Below are 15,430 nucleotides of genomic sequence, written 5' to 3'. Positions count from 1 at the left end.
TTTTTTTATGCAATCATTTCAGCGAAAGATAAAATAGTATGGTATCCTTTTTCCTTAAAATAGATTTTATCTTCTGGGTTTCCTACTACTAAGACAAAGTCGCCACCCCAACCTCCTAAACTTTTAATAGTTTTAGGATAGTCTGAAAATAGCTGTTCCTTAATTGTAGGTGTTTTAATAAGTTGCGAAATTATAGTTTCGTGCTTATTTAAAGTATCTGAAAACTCCTGAACTGAATTAGCAGTTAAAACTCGTTCTGTTAATTTAGAAATTTTCGACAATACATTACGTAAGGTATCTTTAGGAACACTTCTATAATGCTTTATTGAGTCTCTACTGTTTTGCTTTTTATTAAGATGTACAAAGAACAGCTCTTTATGAAAGGATGGCTTAAAAGAAACCTCTGTACTAATGTTTAAGCCTTCATTTAGTTGATACAAAACTGGTGTTCTATGTTGTGCACAAGCAATATCGTAACCGCTGCCTCCAAAGGTTTGCTTAAGTAACTTAAAGGCATCAACCTGTGCCCAGTTGGCTAAGTTATTAATTAACGTAGAAGAACTACCTAAACCCCAATTATTTGGAAATTCAAGCTCTGTAATTGCAAGTGTTCCTTTAAAGTTATCTTTAAAGCCATCATTTAAATCACAAACAACTTGTAAGACTTGTGTAAGCCGTTGGGCAACTTCAAGAGTTGAGTTAGTGACTACTTTTGAGGTTGTATCTAATTCAAAATCTGCTTGAAACCAAATATTATTATTTACATCTACACTTTGCCAACGCAAAACCTGTTCTGGAATAGAAGTTATTTTAAGTGTTTGACCAAATGTTGTAGGGATTGCTAAAGATTTAGCACCATCTAAAACCACATATTCTCCAGTAAGTAATAATTTACCTGGACTGTAAAAATATTTAGGGTTTTCTACTACCATAGTTAAGACCTATAAGTTTCCAGTGCATCAACCACTGCACTATGGCTAACAGTATTTGTAGTAAAGTGTTTTACCATTGCTGTTTTTTCATCTGCAGTAGCATTAAACTGATTTAAAATATTCATTAAATGCATTTTCATGTGGCCTTGCTGTATTCCTGTTGTAGTTAAAGATTTTATAGCAGCAAAGTTTTGAGCCAATCCAGCAACTGCAACAATCTTCATTAATTCTTTTGCATTAGGACTTCCTAATAATTGCAATGCTAACTTTACTAAAGGATGTAAACTTGTTAAGCCACCTACGGTTCCTAAGGCTAAAGGTACTTCCATCCAGAATTTAAATATACCATTATCTATACTTGCGTGTGTAAGGCTAGAATATTGTCCATCTTTAGAAGCATAGGCGTGTATGCCTGCTTCAACAGCTCTAAAGTCATTTCCTGTTGCGAGCACAACTGCATCTATTCCGTTCATTATTCCCTTATTATGAGTAACGGCTCTAAAAGGTTCAATTTCTGCAATATTAATGGCTTGTATAAATTTTTCAGCAAACTCTTTTCCGTCAGGAATTTTAGAATCTGAAAGCTCTTCAACAGGACAAGAGACTTCTGCTCTAACAATACAATTAGGGACATAGTTAGAAAGAATACTCATTACGATATGTGGTAACTCCTCATTAAATGCTGCATATGAAGACGCTTCAGTCTTAAAAGTTTCAGCAAATTGCTCTAAACAACTGTTTATAAAGTTCGCGCCCATAGAGTCAACCGTCTCAAATGTGCAATGTAATTGGTAATACCCTTGTAAAGCTTCAGTTTTATTAACTAATGAAATATCTAAAACGCCACCTCCGCGCTTTTTCATATTCTTAGTGAGTGCTGCTACAGAGGCCAGTAATTTAGGTTTAACTTCAGAGAAAAAAGACTTTAATATTTCTGCACTTCCTTGAAATGTAAAATGAACCTGCCCTACTTTTTGAGTATCTAAAACTTCTGCTTTAAAGCCACCTCTATTTAACCAATATTTTGCGGCATTACTTGCTGCTGCTATAACAGAGCTTTCTTCTATTGCCATTGGTATAGCATAGTTTTTTCCGTTTATTGAAAAGTTTGGTGCTACACCAAAAGGTAAATAGTAATTTGAAATTGTGTTTTCTGTAAACTCGTCATGCAGTTGTTGTAACTGTTGATTGGTGTTCCAGTATTGTTTAAGTATATGTACAGCGCTTGAACTTTTTTCGAAAAACGTAGTAACTAGCCAGTCAATTTTTTCTTCTTTGCTTAGCTTAGAAAACCCAGTAATGGTTTTACTCATAGTAATAGTTTAAGACTGCAAAGATAATTGTTTTGGTTAGTTTCTTTTGCACTAACCTCTTTAAAGCACAATACCAAACCCTTGCAGGCCACTTTCATAAGCAGGTAGTATTTCTGTGTTATCCCAAATGCCTGTAATTATGGTTCTGGCATACTCTTCTGGCAACAATCCATTTTGCATTAAAGAGCTTGTTAATTTATAATTGTACTTAAGGGTATGATGGTTGTATTTAAATAAGCCATCGTCATTAAAAGTCATATACCAAACGTGTGGCTCACCATCATTTGCAGGCATACCAATAACGCCAGGATTTAACCAGTACTTTTCATTTTCCAAATGCTGAAAAGGCAAGCCACAATGGCCACCAACAATTATATCTGCATTTAATTTTGAAAAGTTTGGTGCTTTAACTTCCCAGTTAGTTGATTTGTATATAAACTCTGATACATTAAAATATGACCCATGTAAAATGCCCACTTGGTTTCCAGCGTAGTTAAATGTTATATGGTCTGGAAGCGATGCTATATAATCTAAAGAGGATTTGCTGAGTTTGCTTTGCGCATATGGAAACCAAAGTTGAGAAAAGCCATCGCATCTAGAACCTTCTCTAAAATCACAACCGCAATCTTCTGCACCATCACGAAGCTGTATCTCTACATTACCTAATATACTCCTAGCGCCCCATTTTTTAAATGTCTGAACAACCTCTTCTGGTTGCGCACAATACCCAACGATATCTCCAGTACAAATACAATTTTCTGGCGGTATACCTTGTTTATCTGCAATTCTTATAAGTTCTTCAAGAGCTTGTAAATTGCTGTAAACGCCTCCAAACAAAAGCATTTTACCTTTTACAGTCCCTAAATCTGTTAATTTTTTATCCATTTTGGTAACATATATAACATCATACAACATAGTATTCCCCAGACATTAATCCAGAGTAAATCTGCATATTTTCCGGTTGAAAATTTAAGAGCTTCAGGAAACCAGCCAAAAACAAGTAAAAAGCCAAATACTAATCCGCAACACACACTTAGGTAAAAGCTTAGTTTAGGAACCTTTATATTCCAGAATAAGAAAACAGGTGTAAGCCCAATAACCATAGTTCCAGAAATTGTGGTAGCAGATAATATTTCAGCATCTAAAAAAACTGGTATGGTTCCTAAGATAGCAACTGCTATCATTGCCAAACGACCAAATTTTAATGTGTTTCCTAAATTAAGATCTACAGCCAATAATTTAGAAAATGATGAAAACGTAGAGTCTAATGTTGACGCTGCAGAAGTAATCATAATAAAATTAATAACCAATAATATAACCACACCAAATGCCTTACCAACCTCAACTGCTGCTTGACCCTTAAAACCTTCACTTTGTGCATACACCCCAATAATGCTAAACATTATAATGCATATAGCGCCCAATATACTTGCCATTATAAAACTACGCCGTGTAACTTTTGGTGAACTCAAAAAACCACGATCTGTAAGAACAGGGTCGTGAAACGGGTAACTAAACGACTGTATGAGTGCTGCAAAAAATAAATTAAGACCTAAGTCTAACGACCAAGTTCCAGAAGTAGCGGCATCTTTTATGGTAAAATCTTCTGCTGTAAATATTACGCCTAAAATAACTGAGAGTAAAATGGCAAAAAGCCCCATTTGTATAACATCTGTAAAAATAGAACTACTTAAACCGCCTTTTAATGCATAGGCTAATGTAAGCGCTGTGAATATTAAGATTGACCAATAATAAGCTTGTGTACCTTGATCTCCAAAATAAGTTCCTATAACTATGGTGTTGCTCCACACCTCATTAAATAAACGTATACATATAAGTATAGAGAAAAGTGCAACAGCACCTTTTCCAAATTTTGTAGTTAAAAACTCGTGTATGCTGCTAAAGCCACCTTTTACTCTAATCTTATATATTATTAAACCAGCAACAGCAAAACTTAAGTAATAACCAGCATATGCAACACCACCAACAATACCATAATCTAATCCTAAGTTTGCAGCATTGGTAATGCTTTTAGCAAAAATCCAAGAGATTATAAGGCTTCCTGTTAGCATTAATGCGTTAGGAGCCTTTTTGCGGTGAGTTGCTTTAAAAAACTCTGATGCATTTTTTGCTAATGGTGATAAGAAAAATAATAACAGACTTGAGCCTATTACTAAAATCCATTGCCAGTACTCTACACTCATACGTTTTAATTTTTAGGCAAAGCCAATAATTACTCGTTCCACCAAACTTCTGCATTAATACTGTTCCCATTTGTAGCAGTTGCAGCTTCATTATAATTATCTGCATTTAGAGCTTCTTCCTCAGATGGATAGGGCATTCTTACAGGAATAAGCCCATCATTTAAGCTAGCATCTACAGGCATAAATTCTGGGAAACCTGTTCGGCGCCATTCTGTCCAACCTTCATAACCGTTTATGATATTAGCTATCCATTTTTGGGTTAGAATCTGCGATAAGTTGTTTCCTGTGTTGTAAGCAGCATTTCCAGTAGTTAAATATGTTTCTGGAAGATCTGTAAGCCAAAACTCAAAAGCTTGCTGTACACCTATTTCGTATAGTTGTTGAGCGTTAGCTGTTATTATTCCACGTTCTGCAGCTTCTGCTAAGAAAAAATTTGTTTCCCAAGCTGTTGAAAAGTTAGCATCTAAGCCAGACGTGTCTTCTCTAAATAATGTGCCAGCTCTTGAATAATCTGCTAGTGCAATACTTGTTTGAGAAGCATCTATCCCATTAATTAAGCCGTTAAATCCTCCAGAATCTGAATTATCGAACGGTCTAAAAAATGTTCCTAATCTTGGGTCTTCTAGATCTTGAAGTACATTTTCCATAGTTTCAGATAAAACAAAATTGTTAAAATCTCCTATTCTAAGTTGTGCTAGCCTAAAACTGTTTGGTTCTGTTGCTGTAAAATTGAATATTGCATTTTCTGAGTTTAAAGAAATATAATTGCCTTCATTAAAAATTGCTTGTAACTCTGAAGACACATCCATTTTATTAGACACTCTCATTAAGTGTTTAATTTTTAATGAATTTGCAAATTTTATCCAAGCCTGAAGATTTCCGTTAAAAAGAATGTCTCCTTCTAAAGGTATTGCGCCTTGGTATGCATTAATTGCTGCAACTCCTTTTTCTAGATTATCAAATATGCCATCTTCTGCATTGTATATATTTTCCTGTAAGTCATAACTAGGTTTTACTGTACCATCTATACCATTAAATGCTTCTGAATAAGGAACGTCTCCAAATAAATCTGTTAGGATACCTGCCATATAAGCTTTCATTATTAGCGCAGGACCTTCATATACTGCAAACGTTTCAACATTCTGAGATTGGTTTATAATAATTTCGTTATCTCTTAAGTTTGTATAAAAAATTGGCCAAGGATTTCCTCCTAGTTGTGGCGATTTTAATGCGTGCCTGTCAAACAAATTAAAGTCTAGTGCTGTACGATGTTGTGATAGTAAATCTCCAGCTACAAAGCCCTCATAACTCATCTGCTCACCAAAATCATAAATTACTTGACGTAGTAATAAACTTGGTTGGACTGAATTAGGTGCATTCGGGTTAGTGTTTATATCTTCGAAATCTTTGGTGCAACTGCTTAATCCTAATAGACAAAACAGGCTTAATATGTATACTAAATGTTTCATTGTGTATGTGTTTAACACTCTAACGAGTGTGTTTATTAGAAATTAAATCCGGCTTTAAAACCTATACTTCTTGTTGTGGCATAACTCATATCTTCTACACCACTTACAAAACTTTGTCCTTGTACGGCTAATTGCTCTGGATCAAAATGCGGGTTTTCTGTAATAGCAAATAAGTTTCTTCCAACTAAAGAAAGGTTTACATCTACACCTTCCTTAAGTCCTATAAATCCATCATTTAATTTAAAGGTATAACCCACAGAAAACTGTCTTAGCTTTAAATAAGAGGCATCGTATATATTATTTTCTTCGTGGTTTCTATCATAAAATTGACGGTAGTAGCTTTCTGCAGTTACTGCAGTTGTATTAGGAATATAGTTAGGATTTTCTGCAGTACCCGTATTTACAACACCTTGAGCTATAATGCCGCCTTCAGGTCTAAAAGCAGTTTCTGCCAATTGTCCACCTACATTACCTAAAGCTCTAGTTCTAGATACAATTTCGCCACCTTGTCTCCAATCAAAAAGGAAGCTCAAATTCCAGTTACCGTAGGAGAATTGGTTGTTCCATCCTAGCATAAAATCTGGATTATAGTTTCCAAATTTCTGTAAATTATTATCTGCAATATATCTTCCGTCATCGGTTAGGATAAAATCGCCGTTTTCGTTTTTAAGATAGCCTGTTCCATAAAAATCACCTACGCGACCACCTTCTTCAACTTGAAAGAAAACCGTTTGGTTAGCACTGTCATAAATTCTACTTAAGCCTAAAGTTAGGCGACCATCATCTTGTGGTAAGTCTTCAACAGTTGCAACACTTTTACTAAAATTAAATGTGGTTGTCCACCTAAATTTATCTGTTATGATTGGTATTAAGCCTGCAATAATTTCAACACCTTCTGTTCGAACTTTTCCTCCGTTAACTACCTGTTGGTTATATCCTGAGGATATACCAATTGGTAATGATATTATTTGATCTTTAGTTAATGCATTATAATACGTAAAATCTAAATTAAGACGATCTCTCCAAAAACGAACATCAAAACCTGCCTCATAAGATGTGGTGCTTTCTGGCTTTAGGTTTGCATTTGGAATTAAATCCTGATTGCTAAATGTAGGTTGACTATTAAATGGGGTTTGAGAGACAAACGTTCCTGAGGTTTGGTATGGGTTAGTATCATTACCTACTTGTGCTATGCTTGCTCTTAGCTGAGCGTAAGAAAATATGCTTGGAAGCGTTGCTACCTCAGACAATATAAAACTTGCTGAAGCTGAAGGGTAAAAGAAAGATGTACCATCTACCGAAAAAGGAGTTGCTAATGCGCTAGACCAATCGTTTCTTCCTGTAATGTCTAAAAATAGGTAGTCTTTATACCCAAATTTTGCCAAGCCATAAATAGAATTGATTCGCTTTTGAGACTCAAACTGAAATACTTCAATAGGAGAAGCTGCATTGTTAAGACTAAATATACCAGGTTGTGCTAAATTAGTTGCTTGAGATTGTTTGGTAGATGCATTTTGATCTAATCTGTTTCCTCCTAAAGACACATCAAAAGAAAGGTCTCCAACAATATCTTGATAGTTTACTAAGATATCTGTATTTATTTCTCTAAAAAAAACATCGTGCTCTGCGTACGCACCATTTTTAAATCTATTTGAACTAAAATTTCTTAAGAATTGACGTTTTTCATTACTGTAATCCATTCCAGACCTTACTGCAACACTTAGCTTTTCTGTAAAATTATGTTTGATAGAAACATTTCCAAAAACACGATCTCTATTAAAACTATTTCTATTTTCAAAAAGGATAAAATATGGATTGTCAAAAAAGGTGTAGTTAAAAGAGTATTGTTGTACTCCTTCTAAACCAGGTTGCCAGTAATCTCTTAAGCTATCTATATTTAAAGATCTTGGTCCCCAAGCTACTAAAGAGTAATTTACATTTTCACTACCATATCCATTTGATGGTCTATTATCACTTTGAGAGTTTACATAACTTATGTTAGACGTGATTTTTGTTTTTTGAGTTGGTGTAAAATTTAGCTTTGTAGATATGGTTTGTCTGTCTAAGTTAACGCCAGGAATAATACCATCACTTCTTAAGTCTGTAAGAGATAACCTAAAATCTCCAGTATTAAAACCAGTAGCTATTGATAGGTTGTTAATAGTTGTTACACCTGTCTCATAAAAATCCTTAAGGTTATCAGGATTTGAATTAAATGCTGTAGGAGTTATTGGTTGGCCATCATAAACAGAAGTATCGCCACCTCTTACAATTGTGCCATTAGCAAGTACAACAGGACTGTCAAACTGTGGTATGAGTAAGCCTTGGTCTAACCTTGGCCCCCAAGAATATGTTATATTATCGTTTATACCGCCACCTAAGCCATCTACATATTCAAACTCTCCAGAATTTCCTTGGCCGTACTCATTTTGAAAATCTGGCAACCTAAATGCAGTATCTATAAAAAGGCTGGTATTATAACTTACTCCTAAGCCTTTTTTGTTTGCTCCATTCTTAGTTTCTATAACAATAACGCCGTTAGATGCTCTAGTACCATAAAGTGCTGCTGCACTTGGTCCTTTTAATACTGAAACCGAAGCGATATCATCTGGATTAACCTCCATAGCACCATTACCAAAATCTACTTCTTGAAAACCTGCTGCTGCTTCATTTGTGAAATTAAAAACCGTATTATTATTAATAGGTGTACCGTCTACAACAAATAAGGGATTGTTATTAGAAAATGAAGCCTCACCTCGTATTGTTATTTTTGAAGTAGAACCAACACCTGTTGCTCCTTGACTTATAGTAACACCTGCTAATTTTCCGCTTAAATTATCTAGAAAATTTACAGCTTTAACTTCTTGAATATCATCACTACCTAAACTTTGTACGGCATATCCTAACTCTTTGGTTTCTCGTTTAAATCCTAAAGCCGTAATTACAATTTCATTTAGGTCTGTTGTAGATTCTTCTAATGCTACATTTATTATGGTCTTGTTACCAACTGTTATAGATTGAGAAATAAAGCCTAAAGCAGAAAATTTAAGGACATCTAATTCTGAATTTATGTCGATACTGTAGCGGCCATTATCATCTGTAGTTGTAGCTGTCGTGCTATTATTTAAAATAACATTTACAAATGGCACTGTTTCTCCAGAAGCTGTGGTTGTAACAGTTCCGGTAATAGTAGTTTGGGCAAAGCTCATTGCAGAAAGCAATAACGCAAAGCCAATGAAAAGTTGTTTCATTGTTTTTGGATTCTAAAAAGATTGGTTTATTTAATGGTGCTCCAACAAAATTGAAGGCTTTACTAAATTGACAATCCAAATGGTGAACCCTTATTGTAAAATGAGTACGAGTGAAAATGACTTATTTGCAAATTTTTCGCGCTGAAAATTTGCGTAACATAAGGTATAAGTGACCTTAATAAATTTAATATGTGCTTGTTTAAACTTTTGCTAAAACGTAAGACATTTTTTATGTCCTCTTCAGCATCTATATCCTGCAAAGTTTCTAGTCTTATAACCTCAACTTTAAATGCAGACAGCAGTAACGTTATGCTTTTTGATAGCTTTCTACTTTGCCACGGTAGTTTTGTAAACAGGCCTTCATTAAATTGAGATTTATGAAGTCCCATTAAATAAAAACCACCATCTGTTGATGGCCCTAGAACACAAGTGTTGTTTTCTAAAAGTCTGTGAGTATTTAAAAGTGTTTTAGCAGTTAAATGTGGTGTGTCATTCCCAATTGTAATAACATTGTCAAACCCTTTAGCATATACCCACTTTATAGCATTAGTAAATCGCTCACCGAAAGAGTTTCCAACTTGTTCATGTTCTGTAAACTGAAAATACGGAAGCTTTGTAGACTTTACAATTGATAGTGTATGTGCATTTAAGGTGTTAAATAAACCCTTATCACCTAACATACCTTTTCTTCCCAAATCTACCTGAGATGAGTTTGCGAAGATTAAAATTGCTGTTTGTCCCTGCATTATTAACTATAGTTACTATAAAACGTAAACTGTAGTTGTTAAAGATACGTTAATAAAATTAGAGTTGTACTAATTTAAATTTCTACGCTCAATAAAAAAACGCTTGAGAAGTAATGATGCATCTTCTGCTAAAACTCCGGATACTACTTTGGTTTTTGGGTGTAACTTTGTGCCCATAACTCTGTACCCACGCTGAGTATCTTCTGCGCCAAACACAATTTTTGAAATTTGTGACCAATACAACGCTCCTGCACACATTTGGCAAGGCTCTAAAGTAACATACAAAGTACAATCTGTAAGGTATTTACCACCAATATGATTTGCTGCAGATGTTATTACTTGCATTTCGGCATGTGCAGTTACATCATTTAAAAGCTCTGTAAGATTGTGGCTTCTTGCTATAATTGTATTATTTGCAACCACAATTGCGCCAACAGGTATTTCACCTTTTTCATAAGCCTCTTCTGCTTCAAGAAGGGCTTTTTTCATAAAATACGTATCATCAAAAGGCTGTAACATATATCAAAAATAGGATTTTAAATTTGGACAGCTACGCTGCTTAACTGTGTTTATATATCTTAAATTTGCACCTATGTCTAAGTTTTTAAACACCATAAATTTACCTGAAGATCTTCGTAAACTTCAGCCTAATGAGTTACCACAAGTAGCTAAGGAGTTACGTGAATTTATAATAGAAATTATAGCCACCAAAGAAGGGCATTTAGGAGCTAGCCTTGGTGTTGTAGAGCTTACAATTGCATTACATTATTCATTTAACACCCCAAAAGATTTACTTGTTTGGGATGTTGGCCACCAAGCTTATGGTCATAAAATACTTACTGGCAGAAAAAATGTATTTCACACTAATAGACAAATAGATGGTATTAGTGGGTTTCCTAAGCGTAGTGAAAGTTCTTACGACACATTTGGTGTAGGTCACAGTTCAACTTCAATTTCTGCTGCTTTGGGAATGGCAATAGCTTCTAACTTAAACGGTGATTTTAAAAAGCAACATATTGCTGTTATAGGAGATGCATCAATTGCAAGTGGGATGGCATTTGAAGGCTTAAATCACGCAGGCGTAACAGACGCAAATTTACTCGTTATCTTAAATGATAATGCTATTGGAATTGACCCTAGTGTTGGCGCATTAAAAAACTATTTAACACGAGCAAAAGTTGGTCAAAAGCCAAAACAAGACAATATTATTGAAGCTTTAAACTTTAATTATCACGGTCCTATTGATGGTCATGATATTAATGCATTATTAAATGCTTTTGAAATTTTAAAAAATAAAAAAGGGCCAAAGTTTTTACACGTTATTACTACCAAAGGTAAAGGCTTAAGGCAAGCTGAAGAAAACCAAGTTAAGTATCACGCACCTGGAAAATTTGATAAGCTTACTGGAGATTTGCTACCTAAAGACGACGCTATTTTACCACCTAAATTCCAAGATGTTTTTGGTCTCACATTAGTTGAGTTGGCAAAGAAAAACAAAAAATTAATAGGGATAACACCAGCAATGCCAACCGGCAGTTCCTTAAAAAATATGATGAAAGCTTTTCCAGATCGGGCTTTTGATGTTGGGATTGCAGAACAACACGCTGTAACCCTTTCTGCTGGTATGGCAACTCAAGGTTTTACTGTCTTTTGTAATATATATTCAACATTTTTACAAAGAGCTTATGACCAAGTTATACACGACGTTGCTTTACAAAAACTACCAGTTGTATTTTGTTTAGATAGATCTGGTCTAGTTGGTGAAGATGGTGCTACACATCATGGTGTTTTTGATTTGGCGTACTTAAGAGCTATACCTAACCTAATAATATTTGCTCCTAGAAACGAAATTGAACTTAGGCAAATATTATATACTGCATCATTAGGGCTAAGCTTACCAATTGCTATTAGATATCCTAGAGGAAGAGGAAATATTCTTAATTGGAAAACAGATTTTAAAAAATTACAAATAGGTAAAGGTGTAGAGCTTAAAAGAGGTAACACTATAGCCATACTTTCAATTGGTGCTATTGCCTCTCAAGTTACCGAAGCTATTTCTAATTTAAAAGATGAACATATGGCTGCAATTGGTCATTATGATTTGCGATTTGTAAAGCCGTTAGATGAGCAGTTGCTACATAACATCTTTAAAAATTACAATACTATAATAACTATCGAAGATGGTACCATTTCTGGTGGTTTTGGTTCTGCAATACTAGAGTTTGCAAATATGCATTCTTATAAAGCCACTATTAAAATTCTTGGAGTGCCAGATAGTTTTATACATCATGGTAAAATTGAAGAGCTATATGATCGTTGTGAGTTATCTTCTAGTAAAATTAAAGACTGCTTACTTTCACTTTTATAAATACAAAAAGAGGAAAGCATTACACTTTCCCGTTTTAGAACTAAACTATCAAACTACTTACTTAATTACTAATTTTTGAGTGTGTACAGAAGTATCTGTACTAACTTTAATTACATAAATACCAGTTGTTAATTGCGTAGCATTAACATTACCTGTATTTGTAAGGTCTATCTGAGTACTTAAAACTCTACGACCATTAATATCAAACATCTCAACTTTTGCTAAGCCATTATTTTTGTTTGAATTAATATTTATGTTTCCGTTAGAAGGATTAGGGTATATTGCAAAAATTGTAGTATCAACATCATTAGTAGCTAATACCGCATCACAATCTGTTCCTAGCGGATCACTTATTGTAAAGTCTTCAATTTGATCCATTCTACTATTTGCTAGTCCTTGTATTGCTAATGCACCAACACCACGATCTGCAAATGCTTTTCTAATTAAACATTCGTTTGCACCATCATATAACAAGTCATCTGCCTCTAAAATAGCATCTCTGCCTGTAACGAAACCTGGTTGTGCACAAGGCAGTAATTTAAGACCATCTATTACTAATTGCATAGCCATATTGTTACCACCAGTACCATTATAGATATCTGCATCAAAACCATACTCGTCTATAAATGCCCAATACATATCCCAAAGAATTGTAGACCAAACAAAACCAACACCGTGCGGTACTGTAATTTCATCGTTTGGAAGGTCTCCATATGTATAGTCATTTACAGCAAAATCTGTAGAGTAACGTGCCGGCCTAATTCCAGAACCTAATTGATCTTGTCCTAAAACATAAGTACCAATACCTCTTGGCTGTACTGCTGTATCATCTAATTCTTGTGTCATAACCAACGCAAACCAGTCACTCCAACCTTCACCCATTTGCTCTTCTACAACTAAGCTTAAAAGACATAATGATTGATCTCTACCTCCAACTAAACGAGTAGAAATACCATGACCATATTCGTGAGCTATAATACCTTGATCTACATCACCATCTTTCATAACTGTTGCAGATAATGGTCCTCTATCTATAACACGACCGTCTACAGTACCACCGCCATCTACAATAGCAATAATAGCATCTCCTTGAACTTGTCCCACTGAAATTGCAGGAATAGTGATAGGCTCATCTGGTGTACCACCACCGTTAACAGGACCTTCACCTTCAACATTATTTACAATAATACACGCAATAGCTCCAGCATTTTGAGCGCGTCTAATCTTTGTAGCAAATGCACAAACTCCTCTTCTAACAATTGCAATATTCCCTTCAATATCTGCAGCATTTAAGTATGCAGTACAACCATCATTAGACTCTGTACTAAGGCCTGGTGTACCACCATCATCTCCTAAATAAGGTGTACCATCATCTTCTACTACAATAATATTAGCTCTAATCTGGTCCTCACCATCTTCTATTCTTGGAATATCAACAAAAGGAAAACGAGATGCGAAATAAGAACCTTCTACATCTGATGGAGAAATTACTTCTAAGAAATCGCCAAATGGTGCCGCTCCCCATAAAAACATTTGCATTCTAGGATTAGAACCATCCATAGAGGTTGCCATGTTTGCATTGTTAAGTGTTGGCGCTGCAAGTTCACTACCATCTTGTGCTTCAGCATTAACTGAATCACCATCTGGTCCAAACAAACTACCATCATCTACAAAACGTCCGTAATTAGCTTCTTGAAAATTTCCGCTAGTTTCATCAAAACCGTAGTTGTACCAAACATCATGCATATAGTTGTTCCACACAAATAAGTTTGTAATAACAGCAGGTCTGTATTCTGACGGTTCTAAACTAAAATCAATTTCATCATCAAATAATAAGTTTGCTCCACCATCTACAAATACTTCTGGGCCAGTAGGCGCATCATTATCCATTGTATCTAAGTAAGCTGAAACGTTGTTTCCTTGTGTAGTTGTAAATTCTGCACCTGCCATACCATCAACATCATGCCATCCAAAAGGAGAAGGCACTAAACCATCTAAATCTGGGGTTACAGCTGAAGGGTCATTTAATATTACGCGATCACCATGTAATGGAGACTCTACACGTAGTGGATAGGCATTATAAATTGCACCGTCTGAAACTAATGCAGATGAAGCAGAAGCACTAAATGGTGAAATCTTAGAGTAAGAATCTACCAAATTAGATTGTCCATTTTTCTCTACTGTATGAGAATGAGATTTATGGTTGTTTATTACAGCATCTGTTTCGTAAGGAAGGTCGAAATTACAAGTAATAGTCATATTCACTTTATTTAAAAGTTGACCATTGCTCGCGTTTACCTTTGCATTCCACCAAGCACCTTTAGGATCTTTTACTATAACCTCATAGGTTAGTATATACCTGTCATTATCTGAAATTTCGTAATAAAGTGGTGCTTCATAGTTAGTATCTGTAGCATTTTCTATTAATAAATCTTCACGAGATTTATAGTCTGTTACCATTACATTTGATTCACCTTGAAGGCCTAAATGATTTGCAGCAGAATTTACTGCTTGTACCGGAGAAAGGCTTGCTGAAGAAATATCTGTTTTTGCTGATAGGTCTGAAACAAAACCGTGCTTAAAGCTAAGCACTTCGCCATTTTTAATAACAACTGTTGCACTAGCACCAGAAACATTTACATTATTTATACGTTGTAATAAGTAAACAACTTTTACTTCTTTGTTTGAAAGAGTTGTTGCACTAGTAATTGTAAATTCTGAAACATCTGACGAATTTAATCCTAGTGAAGGAGCATTTTTAGCTAAATAAGAGCTAATGATACTTTGATTATCCTGAGCAGTACCTATAAAGGATACTAAGGCTAAAAAAAGCACCATAAAACTTGATGTGTACTTGTTTTTCATATTATGTATTTTTTAAGTAAAATAGTTTCTAAATCATGACAAATTGCATGATATTAGATAGCGAACATAATAAATGAGTCGTAAAGTTTAATTTATCCTTATTCTTTTGTTACTACTTTAACTTTATGAAAATCAACAATGTAATTTTAGCTATAATTTTTGCATTTCAACCTTTTAAGTCCTACACAGAATTTCGCAATTCTCTACCATAGCTGTCTTTTGTTAGGCAATAAACACCTAGACTAGCTCAACAACAAACTATTAGTAACGTCACCTTAAAAT

At 34.7% G+C, this 15,430-nt stretch carries 10 protein-coding genes; 1 reads left to right on the top strand and 9 read right to left on the bottom strand.

Annotated features, from left to right (window positions below; translation table 11 throughout):
- Positions 1–5: 5 nt before the first annotated feature.
- The 8 genes from CA2559_RS04210 to CA2559_RS04175 form a co-directional block, all read right to left on the bottom strand.
- The gene (locus CA2559_RS04210) at positions 6–932 is read right to left on the bottom strand and encodes a GYDIA family GHMP kinase (RefSeq protein WP_013186603.1); all 927 of its coding nucleotides are present in this window, start codon (positions 930–932) and stop codon (positions 6–8) included.
- Between the two features lie 2 nt (positions 933–934).
- Positions 935–2,245, bottom strand: a complete 1,311-nt coding sequence (locus tag CA2559_RS04205; protein ID WP_013186602.1) for a hydroxymethylglutaryl-CoA reductase, degradative — start codon at positions 2,243–2,245, stop codon at positions 935–937.
- Between the two features lie 60 nt (positions 2,246–2,305).
- Complete coding sequence (locus tag CA2559_RS04200) at positions 2,306–3,130, bottom strand: metallophosphoesterase family protein (protein WP_013186601.1); 825 nt, start codon at positions 3,128–3,130, stop codon at positions 2,306–2,308.
- Positions 3,115–4,449, bottom strand: coding sequence for an SLC5/6 family protein (locus CA2559_RS04195; RefSeq protein WP_013186600.1), 1,335 nt, complete (start codon positions 4,447–4,449; stop codon positions 3,115–3,117). The genes CA2559_RS04200 and CA2559_RS04195 overlap by 16 nt, the downstream gene beginning before the upstream one ends.
- Before the next feature lie 29 nt (positions 4,450–4,478).
- A complete protein-coding gene (locus CA2559_RS04190) occupies positions 4,479–5,918 on the bottom strand; it encodes a SusD/RagB family nutrient-binding outer membrane lipoprotein (RefSeq protein WP_013186599.1) in 1,440 nt (479 codons plus the stop codon).
- A 35-nt stretch (positions 5,919–5,953) separates the two neighbouring features.
- On the bottom strand, positions 5,954–9,169 hold the full coding sequence (locus CA2559_RS04185) for a SusC/RagA family TonB-linked outer membrane protein (RefSeq protein ID WP_013186598.1): 3,216 nt from the start codon (positions 9,167–9,169) through the stop codon (positions 5,954–5,956).
- A gap of 62 nt (positions 9,170–9,231) precedes the next feature.
- A complete protein-coding gene (locus tag CA2559_RS04180) occupies positions 9,232–9,915 on the bottom strand; it encodes a TIGR04282 family arsenosugar biosynthesis glycosyltransferase (protein ID WP_013186597.1) in 684 nt (227 codons plus the stop codon).
- 69 nt (positions 9,916–9,984) lie between these two features.
- Positions 9,985–10,434, bottom strand: coding sequence for a nucleoside deaminase (locus CA2559_RS04175; protein WP_013186596.1), 450 nt, complete (start codon positions 10,432–10,434; stop codon positions 9,985–9,987).
- Between the two features lie 73 nt (positions 10,435–10,507).
- Between CA2559_RS04175 and CA2559_RS04170 the strand changes: the two genes are divergently transcribed.
- Complete coding sequence (locus CA2559_RS04170) at positions 10,508–12,283, top strand: 1-deoxy-D-xylulose-5-phosphate synthase (protein ID WP_013186595.1); 1,776 nt, start codon at positions 10,508–10,510, stop codon at positions 12,281–12,283.
- A gap of 57 nt (positions 12,284–12,340) precedes the next feature.
- Here CA2559_RS04170 and CA2559_RS04165 read toward each other — a convergent pair whose 3' ends face one another.
- Positions 12,341–15,148, bottom strand: a complete 2,808-nt coding sequence (locus CA2559_RS04165; RefSeq protein WP_013186594.1) for a T9SS-dependent M36 family metallopeptidase — start codon at positions 15,146–15,148, stop codon at positions 12,341–12,343.
- Positions 15,149–15,430: the final 282 nt, after the last annotated feature.

The organism is Croceibacter atlanticus HTCC2559 (assembly GCF_000196315.1).
GTDB lineage: Bacteria > Bacteroidota > Bacteroidia > Flavobacteriales > Flavobacteriaceae > Croceibacter > Croceibacter atlanticus.
Note: the sequence above shows the minus strand (reverse complement) of the source record. Positions and strands in the feature narration are given on the sequence as shown.

Bases quoted from the DNA above. Each gene is read 5' to 3' on its own strand.
- CA2559_RS04190 (WP_013186599.1), bottom strand. From the start codon at position 5,918: ATGAAACATTTAGTATACATATTAAGCCTGTTTTGTCTATTAGGATTA.
- CA2559_RS04185 (WP_013186598.1), bottom strand. From the start codon at position 9,169: ATGAAACAACTTTTCATTGGCTTTGCGTTATTGCTTTCTGCAATGAGC.
- CA2559_RS04170 (WP_013186595.1), top strand. From the start codon at position 10,508: ATGTCTAAGTTTTTAAACACCATAAATTTACCTGAAGATCTTCGTAAA.
- CA2559_RS04165 (WP_013186594.1), bottom strand. From the start codon at position 15,148: ATGAAAAACAAGTACACATCAAGTTTTATGGTGCTTTTTTTAGCCTTA.
- CA2559_RS04180 (WP_013186597.1), bottom strand. From the start codon at position 9,915: ATGCAGGGACAAACAGCAATTTTAATCTTCGCAAACTCATCTCAGGTA.
- CA2559_RS04195 (WP_013186600.1), bottom strand. From the start codon at position 4,449: ATGAGTGTAGAGTACTGGCAATGGATTTTAGTAATAGGCTCAAGTCTG.
- CA2559_RS04205 (WP_013186602.1), bottom strand. From the start codon at position 2,245: ATGAGTAAAACCATTACTGGGTTTTCTAAGCTAAGCAAAGAAGAAAAA.
- CA2559_RS04200 (WP_013186601.1), bottom strand. From the start codon at position 3,130: ATGGATAAAAAATTAACAGATTTAGGGACTGTAAAAGGTAAAATGCTT.
- CA2559_RS04210 (WP_013186603.1), bottom strand. From the start codon at position 932: ATGGTAGTAGAAAACCCTAAATATTTTTACAGTCCAGGTAAATTATTA.
- CA2559_RS04175 (WP_013186596.1), bottom strand. From the start codon at position 10,434: ATGTTACAGCCTTTTGATGATACGTATTTTATGAAAAAAGCCCTTCTT.